The organism is Engelhardtia mirabilis, from assembly GCF_007748095.1.
GTDB lineage: Bacteria > Planctomycetota > UBA1135 > UBA1135.
In genome coordinates, this window is record NZ_CP036287.1 from 3,825,007 (window position 1) to 3,843,896 (window position 18,890).

An 18,890-nucleotide genomic window follows, 5' to 3' on the forward strand; every position below is an offset into this window, starting at 1 on the left:
GGGCTGCGCGCCGGCATCACGGCGCGACGTTCACCGCGCGACGTTCACCGTGCGACGTTCACCGTGCGACGTTCACCGTGCGACGTTCACCGCGCGACGTTCACCGCGCGACGTTCACCGCGCAGCCAGGTGCACCACGGTCTCGATCTCCACGCAGACCTTGCCGTCCGGAGCAACTCCGGCCACGTGCAGTGCCTGCTCGAACTTCCCGCGAGCGTCCAGCGCCGACCGCGCGCGATCCACGACGTCGTCGTCGATGTGGAAGTCGTACTCGATCGACGTCGTCACTGGTGCACGGAAGCGCACCGACGCCGAGCGGGTCCAGACCCGGACCGCACGCCCTTCGCGGGCGAAGATCTGCCAGAAGAGCACCGCGTAGATCGGGTCCGCGGCGCTGTAGAGGGTCCCGCCGAAGACCGTACCGTTGAGGTTGCGGTTGAGCAGGCCGTGGCGCACTCGCACGCGGCAGCCGCGCAGGTCGGTCGCCACCGCCACCATGCGCACGCCGCCCAGGAGGTAGGGCGGGTACAGGCTCATCAGCCAGCGGAAGCCGCGCGGTGACCATACCCGCGGCCGGTGCCTGCTCTCGCCGGAAGGTCGCCCCATCGCAGCCAGCGTAGCGGCCGAGCCCAGGGCTTACACTGGGCGCCATGGAGCAGCTCCCCGCCCCCCTGCGCGCCCACGCCCGCACCCTGCTCGGACCGGGTCCCTCTGACGTCGATCCGTCGGTCCTGCGCGCCATCTCCCTGCCCACGGTCGGTCACCTCGACCCGGCCTTCCTGCAGACCATGGACGAGATTCGGTCCATGCTCGAATGCCTGCTCGGAGCCCGGGGCGGTCGCACCACGGCCCTGTCCGCGACCGGCTCGGCCGGAATGGAGGCCTGCGTCGTCAACCTGGTCGAGCGCGGCGACCGCGTGCTGATCGGCCAGTCCGGAGTCTTCGGCGGTCGCATGGCCGAGGTCGCCCGGCGGGCGGGCGCCGAGGTGACCCTGGTCGAAGCGGAGTGGGGCCGACCCCTGGAGCTCGAAGCCCTGCGCCGCGCCGCAGCCGGCCGGCAGTTCCGCTTCATTGGCCTGGTCCACGGCGAGACCTCGACCGGCGTGCTGCAACCCCTCGCGGGCCTGCGTGAGCTCGCCGACGAGTGCGGGGCGCTGCTGCTCGTGGACGCGGTGACGTCCCTCGCGGGCCACCCGCTCGACGTCCACGCGAGCGGCATCGATGCCCTCTATTCGGGCACCCAGAAGTGCCTCTCCTGCCCGCCGGGCCTCTCGCCGGTGCACTTCTCCGACCGCGCCATCGCCCGCATCGGCTCGCGCGCCTCGGCGGTGCAGAGCTGGTACCTCGACATCAACCTGATCGAGGCCTACTGGGGCGGGCCGCGGGCCTACCACCACACCGCGCCGATCAACATGCTCTTCGGGCTGCACGAGGCCCTGCGCCTGGTGCTGTCCGAGGGGCTCGAGCCGCGTTTCGCGCGCCACGAGCTCAACGCCCACGCCCTGTGGTCGGGGCTCGAGGCGCTGGGACTCGAGCTGCGCGTGGCCGAGGAGCACCGGCTCAACCCTCTGACGACCGTGAGCATCCCCGACGGCATCGACGACGCGGCGGTTCGTGGACGCCTGTTGTCGGAATTCGGGATCGAGATTGGCGGCGGCCTGGGCCCGATGAAGGGCAACACCTGGCGCATCGGCCTGATGGGCTCGGGCAGCTCGCGCCGCAACGTGCACCTGGTGCTCAGCGCCCTGGCCACGGTCCTGGCCGACATGGGCCACCGCGCCCCCGAAAACCCGATCGCCGCCGCGGCGAGTGTCTACGACGCCTGAGCGCCGACCGCGAAGCCGGCTGATCGACGCCAGCGCTGCACCCGGATGGCGCCTGAGCGGGCTTTGGAACCCGGCGGTCGTGGATTCGAGCTGCCGCGGATCCGCGAGGAACGAGGAATACGTCTATGGGCGCTCAAAGACCGTGCGGCCGTCGTTGCCCTTGAGGCGCAGGCCGGGAACGCCCTGGGACGAGACCCCGAGTGAGACGCGGGTGCGCCCGTCGTCGCCGGTGAGCTCCAGGCCCGGTCGGCCGTCCTCGAGCACGCGCAGGTCGGCGCTGCCGCCGTCGCCCGGGTCCTTGACGCGCAGGCGCGTCGAGCCGTCGGCCATCAGGCCGGCCTCGAGCACGGCCTGAGCCTTGCCGTTCGCGAAGCGCAACAGCGGCAGGCCGTCCTCGGCTACCCCGATGAAGGCCCTGGGCGTTCCGAGTCGATCGGTGATCAACATGCGGGCCTCGCCCTTGGTCCCCACGAAGAACTCGGCGCGGGCGGTCTCGGATTCGTCGTAGAGACCCAGTCCGCATTCCCCGGACCCGAGCACGCCGAGCCAGACGCGCTTGCGACCCTCGGAGTCGCGCAGGATCAGCTCGTCGTTGGGCAGGCCCTCGACCACTTCCTCCTGCGCTGCGGGAGTGGAGTCCTGTCGGGTGAAGCTGACCACCAGCAACGCCACCGCAGCCGCGGCCCCGGCGGCCGCCATGGCCCGCCCCCGACGACGCCCGCGTTCGAGCTCGGCCAGACGACGCTCGAGGCTCTCGATCTTCTGCATCGCGTCCATATCAGTTCTCCCTGCCACCCGGCGACCAGACCACGTACTCCGCGCCACTGTCGGTGCGCGACACCGACGGCTTGCCGCCCAGGGCCTCGAGCGCGGTCTCGAAGGGTTCGATGCACTCCGCGAGGCTTTGGACGGACTCGTCGCGGTAGCCGTCGGCCGCCGCGGACCAGGCCCGCGAGAGGCGGCGTTCGCCGGTCGAGAAGGCGGTCATCACCTGGGCGTAGACCCGTCCGCCGAGCTCCGCCCGCAGCTGCTCCTTGGCCTCGCCGAAGGCGAAGACCTGCTCGCCCAGGAGCGCGTCGCAGGAGGTCATCAGGTCCTCGCGCGACAGACCGGCGATTGCGGCGTTCATGGCTCGAACCCGCTCGACGACGACCTTGAGCGACTCGCGCGGGCTCGCCTCGTCGCCCGCCTCCGCGGCCTGGGCCGCCGCCAGGGCCGACTCGACACGGGCGCTACGCATCAACATCACGCCGATCACCATCACCAGGAGCCCGCCTCCAAAGAACCAACGGGCACCCCAGGCGTTCACGTCCCAGGGTGCAGCGGGAATGTTCACCGACACGTCGGCGAAGCCCAGCTCGGTCAGGCGAGCGGCCAGGTCCGCATCGACGAAGCGCCCGGCCCGTGCGACCGAGCGCATGGTCGGGATGCCGACCACCAGGGCGCTCGATCCCATGGCGGCGAGGTCGGCCGCGGTGCCCACGACCCGCGCGCCGTCGGGCGCGCTCTCGGTGGTCACGCTGAGCTGTTCGACGCCGTCGAGGTCGGTTGTGCCGAAGACAACGCCGCCCTCCGGCAGCACTCCGGAATCGGCCTCGAAGTCGACCGCGAAGGCCTCGAGCTCGGCGGCCCGCTTCAAGCGCGAGGTCGCCTCTTCCCGACTCACTCCGGCGCCGCTCGCGATGTCGGCGTAGAGCGGCTCTGCCAGCACACGACCCTCGCTGTCGGAGGTCGCCACCAGCTCGGACTTGACCGGCATCCGGCGCACGCGAACCGACTCGGCGCCCGCCGCTCGCAGGGCCTCCACCGCCGCACCGGTCACCGGCGCGCCGGCCTCGGCTACGACCAGCGGCTCGGCGCCCTGCTCGACCTCGCTGGTCACGTCCTGGAACAACAACGTCGCAGGATCGTCGAGGGCCACGCTGCCCAGGGGCTGCGCGATCCACGGCTTCTCCCCGGCGGCCGCAGCCAGGGAGGCGACAACGGTTCCGACGACCAGCAGCAACTGTCCGATCGAACCCTTCACGCGGCACCCCCGAAGATGAAGGCGACTCCGGCCACGACGACGCCGACCATGCCCTCACCGACGAGCAAGCCGGCGGCGAATGGCAACCCCCAGCGCTCGGTCCAACCACGGCCCTTGACCGCGATGCAGAACATCTGGATCAGGCAGCCCAGGCCGTAAGGCAAGAGGTACATCAGCGGCAGGTACATCGACAGGCCCACCAGGACTCCCAGGCCACCGAGGCCCGAGAGGGACAGGACTACCCCGATGGCCGCGCCCATGCCGTACAGGTGAATCGGCGCGTCCCCGCCACGCATGCTCTCGATCACGGCCTGAAGCGCTACCGCCTGGGCCGCCGGCACGTCCGTGCCGTCGCCGAAGGGGACCCCGACGGTGGTCAGGTTGTTCTGGGCGATCAGGTAGACCACCAGGAGCGCGATCGCGGGTCCGATCCAGACCACCGACATCTCGACGATCTGCTGGCGGATGGGCTTCGCCCCCACCAGGTGACCGGTCTTCAGGTCCTGCATCATGTCCGCGCAAAGAGTCATCGCGACGCACACGGCGGCGCCGATCATGACCGCGGGGATGACCTGCATGTCGGTCAGGAACATGCAGATCAGCACCGTCACCAACGCGATGCCCGAGATCGGGCTCCAGTCGGTCATACCGGTGCACTGGGCGATGACGATGCCCGCGAACCACATCCAGGCCGTCCCCATGCCGGCGATCAGAGCCGCCTGCCCCATCGAGCCATCGGTGATCGTCGAGCGGGCGGCGAAGAACAGCACGGCGAAGGCGGCGGGGATCGCGATCGCGAGCACCCACATGGGCATCTCCTCGCGACCGCGACCGGACTTGGAGGAGCTCCCGGAGGAACTGAACGCGCCGCGCATCGCCGGCAGGGCGAGCAGCAGGCCGACCAGCGCGCCACCCAGGAGCATGCCGATACCCAGGGGCCGGTTCATGGCGCCGCGCACGACCGCGGCCGCGGCCTCGGCGCTGGTTCCGAAGGCGACCCAGTCGTTGGCGAAGGCGATCGGCGTGATGACCCAGTAGGCCAGGATGCCGCCGGCGAGGACCACCAGGCCGGGTCGACCGGTGATGAAGCCCGCGCCCAGGGCGAAGGGCGCGATGGCCCACACGAAGGTCAACTCCGGGCGCCAGAAGTCACCCAGGGCCGCGGCCATGGGAATCGTCAGGTCGATCGTCTCGTCGCCCAGGATCGGAATGCCGAGCTGGCTCAGGGTCGGCCAGTCCAGGCCGCCGAAGACCTTGTTGAGCTGAGGCACCTGGACCAGGAAGGTCACGACCATCGCCACCAGGATCCCGACCACGAGCACCAGGGACTTCTGGATCCCCTCGCCCGGCGAGCGCAGCACCGTGGCCACCGCCGTGCCGGTCGGGAAGCGCAGGCGATCGAGCTCGATCATCTGCTTGCGCGTGGGGATGATGAAGGCCACCCCCAGGATCGCGCCCGCCGCGCACGCCGCCGCCAGCCAGACCCAGTCGGTCCAACCCCAGGTGGATTGCAGCCCCAAGAGGAACAACACCGGGACCGTGAAGATCACGCCCGAGTTGGAGGTGTTGACCGAGGAGGCGATGGTCTGGCCGATGTTGTTCTCGACGATCGTGCCCTTGCGCAGGATTCCGCGCAGCACGCCCCAGCCCAACACCGCGGCCACCGCGCTGCCCCCGACGGTGAAGCCGATCTTCAGCCCCGAGTAGGTGATCGACGCGTTGAGCAGCGCGCCCACGACGATGCCGAAGACGATCGAGGAGATCGTCACTTCGCGGTAGGGCCCCTGCTTGCCCGGAGGCTGGGTCTCGGGCGCTCGATAGGCGCCGCCGGGGGCGATCGCGGAGGGCGAATCGCCGGGAGAAGCGGGGGGCGGGACTTGCTCGGAGTTGGACACACTCGGCTCCGTGGGTGGACCGTGACCGGCGGAGTCGAGAAATCGACACCACCTCGCCGCCCCGCACGGGGACGGCCGGTCCAGGATCGCGGTCCGTGGGGGCCGGGTCAACGACCGCGGTGGTTGAGCCGTCGGAGACTTGGCACCGATCTGTCACCGAGATCGAAGCCGAGCGCGTCCGAGCCGTGATCCTTGCCCGCTTCCCGCCCGTGGTCGGCAACCGACGAGGCGACCCGCCCGGGGCCAGGAGCGAAGCTCCGCCGGTGGCCCGCCGGACCGGCGAGACGTCTTCGGAGCGTCGCTCGATCCCACAGGTCGCGCTCGCTGCAGGCCGCCGGGCCTAGACCGGTTGGCTGGCGCGCCAGCCCCCCAGATCGCCTCGATGTAGCGTCAAGCCGGCTCCCGCGACGGACTCGAGGAACTCGGCCTCGGTCACTCGACCCAGGCACGCGCCGGCGCCCGGCTCGAGTTCTTCGCCCGCGATCAGTCGGCGGGCGAGGACACGCGCAGCCCCAGTCTCCACCACCAGGCCTGGGGTCTCACCCAGCAGGCTGACCCGCGACTCGACCGGCAGGCGCTTGTCGTTCAACCCGCGGACCAGCACGGTCACACCGGCCAGGCGCGGCGATCCTCCCAGGGCCGCCAAGCGGCGCAGCTTGGCCAGGGCCAAGGGTCCGCGACTGCCACGCAGGGCCCACTCGGCCACGCGATTTCGCAGGCTGCCTTGGAAGGACAGCGAGACCCTGACGCTGGTGGCCTTGAGGGGGTAGCCGTTCAAGAGCTCCAGGTCGGCGCAGTCCAGATTGAAGCTGCGTTGGGCGCCCAGGGGTCGGGGATGCTCGAAGGCCCGGGCGTCGCCGAAGAACTCGCGTTCGGTCCACTCGCCCCCGAGCAGCATGCGGACCTTCTCGGGCCCGGCACCCAACCACTCGTCGGCCGTCGCCGGCCCGTAGCGCGCGCGGGCGCCAGGTGCGACGCCGACCTGGACCTCGTTGACCCGCACCATCGGCGCCGCCGCCGCCCGGGCGAGGGCGTCGAGCCCCCCGCAGAAGAAGCCCGCCCCGGCCAGGGCCACGCGGCCGCGCTCCCGTGCCAAGTCATTGAGTCCATCCATGCCCAGCACCCAGGACCGCGCCGCGGAGACGTCCAACCAGTGAGCGCCCGCCAGGAGAGCCGCCCGAGGAAGGGCCAGATCGCGGCCGGCGAAGCGGCTCGCATCGATCACCAGCCCGACGCCCTCGAGAGCCGCGGGCCAGGTGGCGGGCTGTGCGGTGTCGAGCACGCAGGTCTCGGCGCCAGCAGTGCCAGCCTGCGCTCGGGCGTCGCGACCGCAAAGTCGCAGCGACGCGCCATCGGCAACCAGGGACTCGGCGATCGCGCGCCCGAGGGCGCCGCGGCCGCCAATGATCAGGACCTTCATCGGGAGAGAATCGTCGTCGAGAGGGAAGTTGTCAGCGGCGCCCCACCACGGTCACGTCGAGCTGGCGCCGGTGGGCGGCGAGGCGGTGCTCCCACAGGTAGAGGGCCTGCCAGGTCCCGAAGGCGCAGCGCCCGTCGCGCACGGGCACGCCGACCGAGGTCTGGGTCAGTGCCGCCCGCACGTGCGCCGGCATGTCGTCGGGGCCCTCGGCCACGTGCTGATAGAGGCCGTCGCCGTCGGGCACGAGACGCGCCAGGAACGCGTCCAGGTCGCGCCGAACGTCGGGGTCCGCGTTCTCGCTGATCACCAGACTCGCGCTGGTGTGGCGCAGGAAGACCTGGGCCAGCCCATTGCGCACTCCGGACTCGGCGACCACGTGTTGGAGCTGCGCCGTCACGTCGATCGTGCCGCGGCCGGGGGAATCGACGGTGATGCAGTCGGTGTGAAGCTCGAGAACCATGGCGCGGTCGGCGGATCGGGCCGACAGCATACGCCGAATGACTCGCGCCCCGACGCCGTCCCACGACTGTGTCGCGGGGCGGCGCCGGGGCGCGGGCGTCGGAGGTGTCCGTCGATCGACGAGCGACCGACGGATTCCGCCTCAGGGCGCCAGGGTCAGGCTGACCGCGTTGCTGGTGAACGCAACCGTGCCGCCGCCCCCGAGGGTCAGGTAGGCGTGGTTGAAGGTCAGACCCACCGCAGCGACGCCCAGGGCTCCGCCGGGGATGTCGAGGCTGGCCACCGCGGTGCCGCTACCGTCGAGCAACGAGAAGGTGTTCGTGAACGGCGGCAGGTTCGGAGCCGTCAGGGTCAGGGTCGAGTAGGCGTCCGGGTTGAGGGGCAGCAGGTTGCCGTCCAGCGTGATGCCGGGGGCGGTGCCGCTGGCCGAACCGAGCACCAGGTAGATCGCCCCGGCCTGGCCCGCGCCAGCGTCGAGCAGGAAATCGGTGCTACCGCCCGAGCCGACGGAGATGCCACCCCAGGTCGACACCAGGGGCGGGCAGTCGACCGCGGGCACGCCATTGGGCACGACCTGGAAGACCTCGCCACCCTGATCGACGATCAGCAGCTCGCCGTTGGGCCCCTCACCGAAGCTGACGATGCTGGTGATGGCCAGGGCGCCGGCCGGATCGAGCTCGGCGGTGCGATCGGTGAAGTTGGTCACCGTCGTGCCATCGAACTCCAGGCTCCAGATCTCGTTGCTGCAGTAGTCGGCGAAGAAGTACGTCCCCTGCAGGTCGGGAATTGCGCAACCCCGGTAGACGTATCCGCCCGAGATCGAGCAGGGACCGCCAAAGGCTCCGGCGTGGTTGTAGGTGTGGATCGGGAAGCTGAAGGACGAGGACCCACAACCGGGCACCTGAACCGGGCAGCTACCGATGCCGTTGCACAAGTTGCCCTCTTGGATGCGCCAGCCGAAGTTGATCCCGCCGACACCGGCCGGACCGAAGCTGACCTCTTCCTGGGCGTTCTGACCCACGTCGCCGATATACATGTCACCGGTGGCGCGGTCGAAGCTGTAGCGCCACGGGTTGCGCAGACCCAGGTGGTAGATCTCGGGCCGGTAGGCCGAGTCGCCCACGAAGGGGTTGTCGGCCGGGATCCCGTAGCCGCCGGTGGCGTCGATCGTGTCGATGTCCAGGCGCAGCATCTTGCCGAGCCAAGCGCCGGGGTTCTGGGCGTTGCACGACGGGTCGTTGCCGCTGCCGCCGTCGCCGGTGCCCACGTACAGGTAGCCGTCGGGACCGAAGGCGATCATGCCGCCGTTGTGATTCGTGAAGGGCTGCGAGAAGTTCAGCAGCGAGACCCGAGTGTTCGGGTTGATGCGATCGGGGTCGGTGGCCGAGACCGTGAAGCGATCGAGCTGCGAGGCGCCGCCGGTGGTCGTGTAGTAGACGAAGATGTGCCCGTTGCTGGCGTAGTCCGGGTGGAAGGCGAAGCCCAAGAGGCCCTGCTCACCACCGGCCACGACCGGCACGGAATTGTCGAGGTTGAGGAACGGAACCGCGTTCTTGACCGTTCCGACGACGATCTCGATGTCCGCCTGGCTCTGCTCGACCACGAACAACCGCTGGTCCCCCGGAATCGGGCTGGCAGTGGCGTACAGCGGGTTGGAAAGGCCAGAGGCGATGCGGACCGTGGTCAGCGGGGTCTGAGCGTCGGCCGGGGTCGCGAAGGACGCGACGAGGGCCAGGGCGCCGGCGGCGCCCAGGAACTCCGTGAACTGCATGGGTATCGATCGAGGGTTCGGGGGGTGGGAAGAGAGAGTAGTGACGGCGGGGAGCCCCCTCAGGATCCCCCGGACTGGGGGAACCGTCAATCCGGACGCTGAGGCTGCGATTCGGAGCCTTGCCCCACGGGGTCCCCAAGGCGTTCACTGGCGCCGATGAGTTCCGACCGGCCGCCCGACGACACTTCCGGGCTCGAGCGAGGGCGGTGGTTCGTGGCCGCGGCGCTGATCGTCGGTGGCGTTCTGCGTCTGCGGACCGCTTCATCCCGAAGTCTGTGGTTGGACGAGTTCCACAGCCTGCACCACGCGCTCACCCCCCGGGCCGAGCGCGCTGCTCTCCGGGTTGGCGGTGGACAACCACCCGCCGGCGTCCTTCCTGCTGATCCAGCAGTGGTCCCGAATCGCAGGGGAGGGCGCTGTGGCCCTGCGACTGCCGGCGGTGGTCTACGGAATCTTGACGATCTGGCTCGTGGCGAGGATCGCGGCGCGACTGGCGCCGGCGAGGCCCCGGGTGGCCGCCGCGGTGGCGGCGACCGCGATGGCCTGCTCGGGGCTAGCCGTTCTGCTGGGCGCCGAGATCCGCATGTACTCGCTCTTGGCCCTGTGCGTGGCCGGAGTGCTCGAGGCACTGGCCGCGTGGTGCATCGACCGTGAGCGCGATTCTCAGGCTGCCCTGCCCTGGCGCACGGCGGCCTGGGTCGCCCTGGGACTTTCGACCCACTACTGGTTCCTGCACCATCTGGCCCTGTTCGGGGCCGTGGCCCTCGGCGCCGGACTGGCGGGACTCGGTCCGCGCTGGCGGCCCCGGGACCTCGCGCCCCTGGTCCTGGGACTGGTCCTGGCGGCGCCCTGGTACCTGACGGGCTTCCGCGAGCAGTTGACCGGCCACGACCTGTGGCCCGGGGGCAGCGGCGTCAGCCTGGGGGAGTTGGCCCAGAGCTACCTGCTGCTTCTGTTCTTCAACCTCGGCACACTGCCGAGCGCCGCCAAGCTCGTCCTCGCCGCCGCCGGGGCCGCGCTCCTGGGACTCGGAGCCTTCGGGGCCGTGGTCGGCGTGGCGCGCAGCACGGGCACCAGGCGCACGGCACTGGTCGCCGTGGCAGTCACCGCGCTGCTCTTGGGCCCCTGGGGCGCCGTGGTCGCCCACCTTTTTCCACGCGCCGGCTTCAACTGGAACTACCTGGCAGGGGCGATCCCGGCCCTCGCGGTGCTGATCGGCCTGGGAGCCGCGCGCCTGCCGACCCGGCCGCGGCTGCTCGTGGTCAGTCCCCTGCTCGCCCTGCTCGCGGCAGGCGCCGTGACCCAGGCCGAATCCGTGGGCACCGAAGACCTGCGCGGCGCCGTGGATTACGTGCTCACCGACGCCCGTCCCGGTGAAGCCGTCTTGCCGGTGGAGTGGCAGCCGCCCTTCTTCCCCCACGGCCAGGCCTGGCGCTTCTACGCCGACGGGCGCGCGGACGACCTGGTGCTGCTCGACCACGGCGCCAACTACGAGCTGCTCGAGCTGCCAGTGCCCATTCCCGAGCGAGTCCACGTCGTACGCCGGGGCCTGCCGCTGCAGACCGCCCTCCTGGCTCAGCTCGCGGAGCTCTACGAACGCGAAGACGCCGCAGCCTTCGGCTACGGAGTCTCCGTGCAGACCTTCTCGGGACCGCGGGCCCAGGATCGCTGATCCAGGACCCTAGCCCGCTCGACGACCGGACTCAGTTCTTGCTGAACAGCTCGAGCACGTTCGAGCTGCCTGACCCGGCCGCCAACCCGCCGCCGGCGACGAAGATGCGCGATTCGAAGAGCACCGGGTCGATGCCCTGGCGAGCAGTCGGCATGTCGCCGTCTTGCTTCCAGGTCTGCAGCACCGGGTCGAAGACGTCGACGCGCTTGAAGGCCCCGTTGATCGTCTCGGAGCTCGGCGTGTCCGTCTCGCCGCCGATCACGAAGAACTTGCCGCCGCGGTAGACCGCGCGGCCCGCGCCGCCGCGGGCCACCGGCAGGGGCGCGATGGTCGAGCCCACGTCCAGACTGCTCTGCCAGGTGCCGGTGCCAGGGTTGTAGACGAACACGTCGGCAAAGCCGGGACCGACCCAGTTGCCGCCGCGTCGGCCACCGAAGATGTAGAAGCGCTCGCCATCGGTCCCGGCCGAGGCGTTGTTGCGGCCCCATCCGTTGGGCAGGGCGCCCAGGGTCAGCCAGGTATTGAAGACCGGGTCGTAGCGCGCGAAGTTCTCGACCGTCACGCTGCCGACGATTCCACCGGCGGCGTAGATGTAGCCGTCGATCACGGCGGTCGAGACCGCGCCGCCAGCCCAGGGCATGGGTGCGCCAGTGCTCCAGGTGCCGGCAACCGGGTCGTAGATCTGCACGCGACCCTCCGAACCCGATCCGATGCCACCGATCAGGTACAGCTTGCCGCCGAGGACCTCCGCCGAGTGATCGGCACCGGGGAAGGGCCGCACGCCGGCTGCGAAGGACCAGGTACCGGTGCGCAGGTTGTAGACGCCCGTACGGGTGTCGAAGTCGCCGACCAAGTAGAGCTTGTCACCGATCACGGCCGACGATGTGTCACCGACGCTCATCGGCGCGTCGACCCCGGTCTCCCAGAAACCCGGCTCGTTGCCCTTGCCGAGCAGGTAGCGGAAGGCCTTGGACAGCACGTCCTGCTTGGACCCGACCGTCACGACGACGTCGAGCAGCTTCGTGGTCGGACTGGCCTTCGAGGGCAGGACCCCGACGATGCGCTCCGAGGTGACCGAAGTCAGGACCGCCGGCTTGCCACCGATCCGCACGCTCGTGTTGGCCAGGTTGCCGAAGCCTACGCCGGAGATCTCGAACCGTCCTCCACCGCTGGCGGGAGCCCGCCAGGGGAAGATGTCTTGTACGACCAAGCCGGTCGCCGCGAGGTCATTCGGCTCCAGGACGTGAATCGCCTGGTTGAAGTGGTTGAGGGACAGGATCACGCCACCGGGGCCGATCGCGGCGCTCAAGCCCCCGGTCCACAGGCTGATCTGCAGCACCTTCGTCACCGAGCGGCCGTCGGGCGAGAGCACCACGCGGTACGGCGTGTTGGCGTACTTCTGGGTGATCAGGTTCCCGCGCAACTGGCCGCCGAAGGTGTCCGCGCGGTACTCCTGCACGCCGTTCATCGACGAGGCCACTTCCGCCAGGGGCTTCTTGTAGGCCTCGGGCAGCTCCGCGTCGGCGGGCGCGCGGTAGTGGTTCTCGCGATCGTCGTAGCGGCCGCGGTTGCGGTTCGGCGAGCCGTAGTAGTTACCGGGCTCGACCAGCAGCACCTCGTCGGAACCGTAGGGATCGGCAGTCTCCGTGGCCGCACCGGTCGAAGCCGGCCCGAAGCCGAAGTTCGGCCCGTTGTCGGTCACGTAGACACGCCCGTTGGTGTGTAGAGCCAGGTCGAAGGCGTTGCGGATTCCGGGCGCGTGGACCTCCACGTGGGTGCCCGGAGCCAGGTCGACGACCCCGCCGAAGACCTGGTTGTTGTTGACCTGCCCCGACCCGGTCTCGACGTAGCTCAGGGCTCCGTTGAAATCCGGACGAGAGGTCAGCGCCTTGATCATCGAGGCCGAGAGCGGCGACTCCGGGAGATCCCCGCTGTTCGGGTGGGGCACGCCCGCGTTGGTCTGGCTGCCGATGTTGATCAGCAGGTCTCCGTTGTTGTCGAAGACCAGACCGTTGACCGCGTGGTCGTGATTCGAGGTCGGCAGCTTCGTGATCAAGGCCGACGGCACGTCGAAGTTCGGGCCGGTCAACACGCTGACCTGGCCCGGGTAGTCCGAGTAGGTCCCGGGCAAGATCTCGCTGCCGCCGTCGGCGAAGAGCTCGTTGTGGGAGACGTAGACCTTGATCGGCTGGACGCCGTCATAGGGGTTGAAGGCAAGCCCCATGATCTCGTGGTTCGAGAGGTTCGAAACGCCCGGGAAGTACTCCACCAGGGTCGCCGTGTAGGCCTCGTCGAAGGTCACGCGCGCGAGCTGTCCATTGCGCAATCCGACGTAGAAGAGTCCGTCCGGCCCGAAGGCACCGCAGGTCGGCATCCCCGTCAGGATCACCTGCGAGGTCTGGGTGAAGTTGACCGGCACGGGGCCGTTGTCGTCGTAGTCGAACTGGCGCAGGTTCGAGAGGCCGTTGGGCGTCTGCACCGTGACGTCGATGGTCCCCGACCCGGCCGGCGACAGGAAGTGCAGCTCCGTCGGGGTGATCGAGGTGAAGTCGGACTGGTCGAGGTCGATCGCGCCCCAGTGGACGACAACCTGCGAGGCCGGGAAGAAGCCGATGCCCTCGATGATGATGTCGTTGCCGCCCAAGCTCGTGCCCTCGGTGGGCATCGAGTTGATGGTGGGCGGAATCACGGTCTCGTCGTGGGTCAGCCACTCGTTCGGCACGCCCGTGGCGGGCCCGCCTCCGACCGTCATGGCCACCTCGAGCGGAAGGTCAGGCAGGTTCTGCACCGCGAACTCCGCGCGCACCTCGTGGGTTCCGATCCCCAGCACGCGCACGCCCGTCCACGGGCTCCCGTCCACCCACAAGCTGGAGGCTGCCCCCCCCATGATGGGGAAGTCGTAGGTCTCCGCCGTCGGAACATCGATCTCGGCCGTCAGACGCACGACGGCATCCGCGACGAGCTCCGACGAGCCGATCGACCCGGTGTCGATCACCGAGAGGTCATCGAGGACCTCCACGTGCACGGGCTTGCCGAGCGGACCACCGAGGGCCGCGATCGGATTGCCTCCGCTGAAGTCGAAGAACTCCGCCATGACCCCGGGCACAGCGTCGGACGAGACGACACGCACCGAGATGCCGCTGCGCAGGGACTGCGAGGGCTGATTGCTGTCGTAGATCTCGAGCTCGACCAGGTTCTCACCGATCGGCACGGTGAAGGGCACCGTCGGGCCCGCCGCGACGAACTGGCTGTTGACGAACCAGTCGTAGCCAACCAGGGTCTTGCCCGGCTCGTGGGTGTGGGAAGTGCTGCCGTCGAAGGTGGTCGTCTCGTCGCCGTTGCCGTCGAAGTCGATCAACAGCGAAGGCGCATCGATCACCACGTGCAGGTACGGATGGCCCTGGTGCCCACCGAGACCTTGAACCTCGATCCCGTCGTCGCCGAAGTTCCCGGAGAGCTGCACCCGAGCGAACTCGAGCGCCTCGGTCTGCGGAGTGAACTCCACGGACATGGCCCGCGTCTCCATCGGCGCCAGGACGCTCGACTGGGCGAAGAGTTGATCGGTGGTAGAGCCGGCGTAGGTCTGCCCGTCCCAGGTCACCTTGAAACCCGTGGCGTCGGTGCCGTAGCCGAGTTGGATAGCCAGGCTATCGATGGTCAGATCGACTCCGCCGAAGTTCGTCAGGTAGACCGTCTGGGTCTCGGTTCCGCCGGCGAGCACCGCTCCGAAGTCGATCGCACCCGGATCGAGATCGAGCAGCGGCACGCTGAGGACCTCCACGCCGGCCACGACGGCCTTGTCGGTGAAGCTGATCAGGTCGAGGGACAGGGTGCCGTCGGTGACCACGCTGAGGAACGACAGCTCGTACGCGGTGTCGTGACCGGCCGCGGCGAAGACGTCGATTCCGGCGACGGCGAGGAACTCCTCGTGGAACACGTTGAAGACGCGCTGTCCCGCGGCGTGGTGCACCGGCTCGACCAGGTGCAGCGTGACCTCGTAGTAGCCCGCCGGAATCGGCAGGTTGAGCTCGAACTGGGTGCCCTCGATGTAGGTCTGGTAGATGCTGTCGTCCGTGGTGCCCGCGATCGGATCGGGCGTCGATCCGCTGGTGGTGACGGTGGTGCCGTAGCTCGGTTCCCAAGTCTTGCCGTTGCCGTCGACCAGCCCGGGGCCGCCGAGGTCGATGCGAATCTCGTCCCCCGGCTGACCGATGCCGTGACCCTTGAGCACCGAGCTGACCTCGGAGCCGTTGACCCCGAAGACCACCTCGATCTGCGCCTTGGCCAGGCCCTTGGAGGTCGCGTCGAAGCGCACGTCGAGCACACGCTTGCCGCCGGGGCGCAGCACGAAGGCACCGGCCGGAGCACCGAGCATTTGGAACTGCGCCGCATCGGCGCCGACCAACCGAATCTCCGACACGGTCACGGGCGCGCTGCTGTTGTTGCGCACGACGGCCTGCTTGGTCGAGGACGACTGGCCGAACTCCACGGCACCGAACGCCAGCGTGGCCGGCTCGATCGCGATCGAAGCCACCTCGACCGGTCCACCGAGACGGGCTGTCGACGAGGGGTGCTGGGCTCCACGGGGCCCTTGGGGGGCACCGGGAATCTGGGGAACGGTGGCGCCTTGCTGCGCGGCAGGCAGGGCCAAGAGGGCTGAGAGCAGGATTGAGACGGACGCGAAAGTCATCGTCGGCAGTTACGACCGGAGTTCCAGTTGGGCAGCACTGGTGTCTCGGAAGGGGCTCTTCCTGACTCGCGGCTGGTCGAGCTCGCAGCAAGTCGGAAACTTCTTCCCGCCGTGCCCGACGCACGGCGAGTCCCCCCCCGAGGACCCACGAATATTACCCCCAGAGAGGGGGTTGCGGCTGAACAGGACATCGGATCGCACTTCTCGCTCGGGATCCGTCGATCCGAGGGCAGTCGTCGCCGGGCTCCAGTGGCGGCGGCCGGCCTTGGAATGTCGCAGAAGGCCTCTTGAATCCCGGCTGATCCAAGTTTCGCACCGCAGCCAAGGGCGAGGTCAGGCCCGCGTCGAGGGCTCGCGCACGCGGCGCCACGGCCCGCGCACCGTCACCTCCGGTTCGGATCAGCGCGGGTTGGAATCGCGTGCTGCTCGATGGACCGCCGAGCCATGGAGCGACTCACCGCTCGGAGGATCCGAGCGCGGGTCGTCGTCCGGTTTGGGCGATTGACCCAGGGGCTCGAAGACCCCGGCCACCGCGCGGTGGGACCCCAGGGCCAGTTCCTTGCGATCGCCGTTCCGCAGCGGCCTGTCCGCATATCGAACGGTGGCCGTCAGCGGTCCGAACCGCCCCACCCGCAGGGCGTGCCAGACCAGGCCGACGTCGCCCCACCAACCCGCCGAGTAGGCCGTCCCACAACCACCGGCGGGCCCCACGTAACCCAGCGCCGCGGGAAGACAGGGCAGACCGGCCCGGGCGGCCGGCTCGAACAGGGCCGGGTGGAAGCGCTCCACCTTCAAGCCACGGGAGACCTGGCCCTCGGCGAAGATCACCACCGAGATCCCGGACTCGAGCAAGGCCGACATCGCGGCGCCCACGCGGACGGCATCGCGACCGGCCCCCCGCTCGACGAAGAGCGTTCCGACGCTGCGCGCCAGGAGCCCGAAGACCGGCCAGCCGGCGATCTCCGACTTGGCTACGAAGCGGCAGTCCATCTGCGTCGCCAGCACCAGCACGTCGAGCCACGAGAGGTGGTTGGCCGGCACCAGGTAGGGGCCACCCGGGGGTCGCGGCGCCGCATCCACTCGCACGCCGAAGGCCCGCAGCGTCAGCCGGGCCCAGTGCCGTTGGACGCGGGCCGAGTAGCGCTCGGCCTGGGCCCGCCGGCCGACCGCGATCAACGCCAGCCGACCGACCACCGCCGGGGCCAACAGCACCAAAGCCGGCACGGGGCTGAGCCCCAGGTGCAGAAGGCCCCGCAGGCGCGAGCGCGGTGGACGATGGGCGGACGCGGAATTCACCCGCGCAGTATCGCCGCCAGGATCCGCCGCGCCACCGCGCAGGGACCGTGGCCATCCCGCCGACCGCCAGAGGGAGCGGCCGGCGGGACGGACCGTCGGAAGGTTCAGGCGCGACCGGTGAGGAACTCCTCGAGCAGCTCCGCGGTCCGGCGGAAACCGAGTCGCGCCAAGGCGCTGTCGGCTCCGGGTTGCCAATTGGCTCCACGGTGGAGCGCATCGACCTGGGCCACGAGAAGATCGACGAAGCCGGGCAAGGCCGTCGCGGCGCGTGCCACGTCGCGGCGGGATGCCCAGCCGCTCTCCAGGAGGCGGCCGAGCTCGACCACGGGTTCCTCACGCGCGCGGCGTGCGGAGGGGACTTGGGGAAGGGTCGCGGTCGAGCTCGGCATCACCAGAGGCATCGAGACAGGGGGGAAGGTCCGGCCGGATCGTCAGGGCGATCGAGCGCCGGATGGGGACAGCGCGCGATCCGATCGGTCGACCGGTTGCGCCCCTGTCTTCGGCCACCGTCCGGCGAACTTGATCCCTGCATTCGCCAATCTCCGCCCAGCCGCCACAGCGGGACTCGCCGGTCCAAGGGGCGGGATCGGCAACCTCAGCGCGGGGCGGCCGGGGAATCAGCCGGTCGTCCGTCGGCGTTGACACGAAGCGCCCAGGGTCTGCCGCGAAGCGCCCAGGCCCCAGTGTCCTGGATCAGGAATTCGGCGTCACTTCCCGGAGGTCCGATCGATGCTGGCCAGGCGCGCCGACGACGCGTATCCGCTGCGCTGCTCGGAGGAGGCGCTGGCGACGCCAGCGGCGATCGGAGCCCGGGAAGTGACGCCGAATTCCTGATCCAGGACACTAGCGCGGAGCGCCCATTGACGCCGACAGGTCCGCGCAGACGTCGTCCACCAGCCGCTCCAGGGGCGTGGCCGGCTCGAAGTGGATCGCATCGCGCAGGCGCGCCAGGCAGGGCACCCGGCGGCGCGTGTCGACGAAGTCCGCCCCGAAGTCCTCGGCGTAGGGCCGCCGCTCGACCCCCACCTTGCGCCCCACCCGCTGCTGGACCAGCTCGGCGAGTTGCTCGATCGACACCTCGCGCGCCGAGCCCACGTTGAACACCTTGCCGTTCGCGCGCGGCTCGCGCATCAAGCGCACCACCGCCTCGACCGTGTCGCGCACGTGGCAGAAGCAGCGCGACTGCTGGCCGTCGCCGTAGATCACCAAGGGCTCACCGGCCAGGGCGCGGGCGACCATGCGCGGCAGGACCATGCCCGAGTTCGGCCGCTGGCGCGGGCCGCTGGTGTTGAAGAAGCGCACGATCCGCACCTCCAGGCCGCTGGCCTCGTGGTGCGCCAGGGCGTTGCTCTCCGCGGCGGCCTTGGAGGCCGCGTAGGACCAGCGGGGGATCTCGGGCGAGCCGTAGCCGAGCTCCTGCTCCTCGCGGTACGGCAAGCGCGGCGAGGCGCCGTAGACCTCCGAGGAGGACGCAACCAGGGTCGGACGGCCGAGCTCCGCCGCAGCCTCGAGCAGCACTTCGCTGCCACCGGCGTTGACTCGCAGGGTCTCGAGCGGCCGCTCGCAGACCCGCCGCACCCCCACTACCGCCCCCAGGTGGGCGATCAGGTCGACCTCCTCCACCAACCGGCGCACCCGCCGTCGATCCAGCACGCTGCCCTGCTCGAAGCGCAGGCGCGGATGCCGGGCGGCCGCGCGCAGGTTCTCCACGCGACCCGTGGAGAGGTCGTCCAGGACCGTCACGGCGCCGCCCTCCGCCAGCCACCGGTCGGCGAGGTGCGATCCGATGAAGCCCGCGCCGCCGGTGATCAGAAGGTGCTCGGTCATGGAGTGCG

General features: G+C 70.0%; 13 protein-coding genes. 2 read left to right on the forward strand and 11 right to left on the reverse strand.

All coding sequences use genetic code 11. The features are described from left to right. Window positions 1-114: 114 nt before the first annotated feature. A complete protein-coding gene (locus Pla133_RS14215; protein WP_145066339.1) occupies window positions 115-606 on the reverse strand; it encodes a DUF4442 domain-containing protein in 492 nt (163 codons plus the stop codon). Between the two features lie 44 nt (window positions 607-650). Here Pla133_RS14215 and Pla133_RS14220 point away from each other — a divergent pair, with 44 nt between their 5' ends. Then, window positions 651-1,826: a pyridoxal-phosphate-dependent aminotransferase family protein gene (locus tag Pla133_RS14220; protein ID WP_419191531.1), complete on the forward strand. Its 1,176-nt coding sequence runs from the start codon at window positions 651-653 to the stop codon at window positions 1,824-1,826. Window positions 1,827-1,949: 123 nt separating this feature from the next. On the opposite strand, the gene Pla133_RS14225 is transcribed toward Pla133_RS14220, so the two are convergent. The 6 genes from Pla133_RS14225 to Pla133_RS14250 form a co-directional block, all read right to left on the reverse strand. Then, window positions 1,950-2,594 carry a hypothetical protein gene (locus Pla133_RS14225; protein WP_145066343.1) on the reverse strand — a complete coding sequence of 215 codons (645 nt, stop codon included), beginning with the start codon at window positions 2,592-2,594 and terminating at the stop codon, window positions 1,950-1,952. 10 nt (window positions 2,595-2,604) lie between these two features. Further along, window positions 2,605-3,852, reverse strand: coding sequence for a hypothetical protein (locus Pla133_RS14230; RefSeq protein ID WP_145066345.1), 1,248 nt, complete (start codon window positions 3,850-3,852; stop codon window positions 2,605-2,607). Then, complete coding sequence (locus Pla133_RS14235; protein ID WP_419191532.1) at window positions 3,849-5,747, reverse strand: OPT/YSL family transporter; 1,899 nt, start codon at window positions 5,745-5,747, stop codon at window positions 3,849-3,851. The genes Pla133_RS14230 and Pla133_RS14235 overlap by 4 nt, the downstream gene beginning before the upstream one ends. 340 nt (window positions 5,748-6,087) lie before the next feature. After that, window positions 6,088-7,167, reverse strand: coding sequence for a Rossmann-fold NAD(P)-binding domain-containing protein (locus Pla133_RS14240; RefSeq protein WP_145066349.1), 1,080 nt, complete (start codon window positions 7,165-7,167; stop codon window positions 6,088-6,090). A gap of 31 nt (window positions 7,168-7,198) precedes the next feature. Continuing rightward, window positions 7,199-7,627 carry a secondary thiamine-phosphate synthase enzyme YjbQ gene (locus Pla133_RS14245; protein WP_145066351.1) on the reverse strand — a complete coding sequence of 143 codons (429 nt, stop codon included), beginning with the start codon at window positions 7,625-7,627 and terminating at the stop codon, window positions 7,199-7,201. 141 nt (window positions 7,628-7,768) lie between these two features. Then, window positions 7,769-9,397: a PQQ-dependent sugar dehydrogenase gene (locus tag Pla133_RS14250; RefSeq protein ID WP_145066353.1), complete on the reverse strand. Its 1,629-nt coding sequence runs from the start codon at window positions 9,395-9,397 to the stop codon at window positions 7,769-7,771. 349 nt (window positions 9,398-9,746) lie between these two features. Between Pla133_RS14250 and Pla133_RS14255 the strand changes: the two genes are divergently transcribed. Further along, window positions 9,747-11,069 (forward strand): glycosyltransferase family 39 protein, encoded by a 1,323-nt coding sequence (locus Pla133_RS14255; RefSeq protein WP_419195391.1) that lies wholly within the window; start codon window positions 9,747-9,749, stop codon window positions 11,067-11,069. Between the two features lie 31 nt (window positions 11,070-11,100). On the opposite strand, the gene Pla133_RS14260 is transcribed toward Pla133_RS14255, so the two are convergent. The 4 genes from Pla133_RS14260 to Pla133_RS14270 form a co-directional block, all read right to left on the reverse strand. Continuing rightward, window positions 11,101-15,759, reverse strand: a complete 4,659-nt coding sequence (locus Pla133_RS14260) for a choice-of-anchor D domain-containing protein (RefSeq protein WP_145066357.1) — start codon at window positions 15,757-15,759, stop codon at window positions 11,101-11,103. A 399-nt stretch (window positions 15,760-16,158) separates the two neighbouring features. Next, window positions 16,159-17,055 carry a lysophospholipid acyltransferase family protein gene (locus Pla133_RS14265; RefSeq protein WP_419191533.1) on the reverse strand — a complete coding sequence of 299 codons (897 nt, stop codon included), beginning with the start codon at window positions 17,053-17,055 and terminating at the stop codon, window positions 16,159-16,161. A 104-nt stretch (window positions 17,056-17,159) separates the two neighbouring features. Then, entirely contained in the window at window positions 17,160-17,444 is a 285-nt protein-coding gene (locus tag Pla133_RS26305) for a hypothetical protein (protein WP_419195392.1), read from the reverse strand. A gap of 454 nt (window positions 17,445-17,898) precedes the next feature. Next, entirely contained in the window at window positions 17,899-18,882 is a 984-nt protein-coding gene (locus Pla133_RS14270; RefSeq protein ID WP_419191535.1) for an NAD-dependent epimerase/dehydratase family protein, read from the reverse strand. Window positions 18,883-18,890: the final 8 nt, after the last annotated feature.

Bases quoted from the DNA above. Each gene is read 5' to 3' on its own strand.
- Pla133_RS14245 (WP_145066351.1), bottom strand. From the start codon at position 7,627: ATGGTTCTCGAGCTTCACACCGACTGCATCACCGTCGATTCCCCCGGC.
- Pla133_RS14270 (WP_419191535.1), bottom strand. From the start codon at position 18,882: ATGACCGAGCACCTTCTGATCACCGGCGGCGCGGGCTTCATCGGATCG.
- Pla133_RS14215 (WP_145066339.1), bottom strand. From the start codon at position 606: ATGGGGCGACCTTCCGGCGAGAGCAGGCACCGGCCGCGGGTATGGTCA.
- Pla133_RS14240 (WP_145066349.1), bottom strand. From the start codon at position 7,167: ATGAAGGTCCTGATCATTGGCGGCCGCGGCGCCCTCGGGCGCGCGATC.
- Pla133_RS26305 (WP_419195392.1), bottom strand. From the start codon at position 17,444: ATGCCGAGCTCGACCGCGACCCTTCCCCAAGTCCCCTCCGCACGCCGC.
- Pla133_RS14260 (WP_145066357.1), bottom strand. From the start codon at position 15,759: ATGACTTTCGCGTCCGTCTCAATCCTGCTCTCAGCCCTCTTGGCCCTG.
- Pla133_RS14250 (WP_145066353.1), bottom strand. From the start codon at position 9,397: ATGCAGTTCACGGAGTTCCTGGGCGCCGCCGGCGCCCTGGCCCTCGTC.
- Pla133_RS14225 (WP_145066343.1), bottom strand. From the start codon at position 2,594: ATGCAGAAGATCGAGAGCCTCGAGCGTCGTCTGGCCGAGCTCGAACGC.
- Pla133_RS14220 (WP_419191531.1), top strand. From the start codon at position 651: ATGGAGCAGCTCCCCGCCCCCCTGCGCGCCCACGCCCGCACCCTGCTC.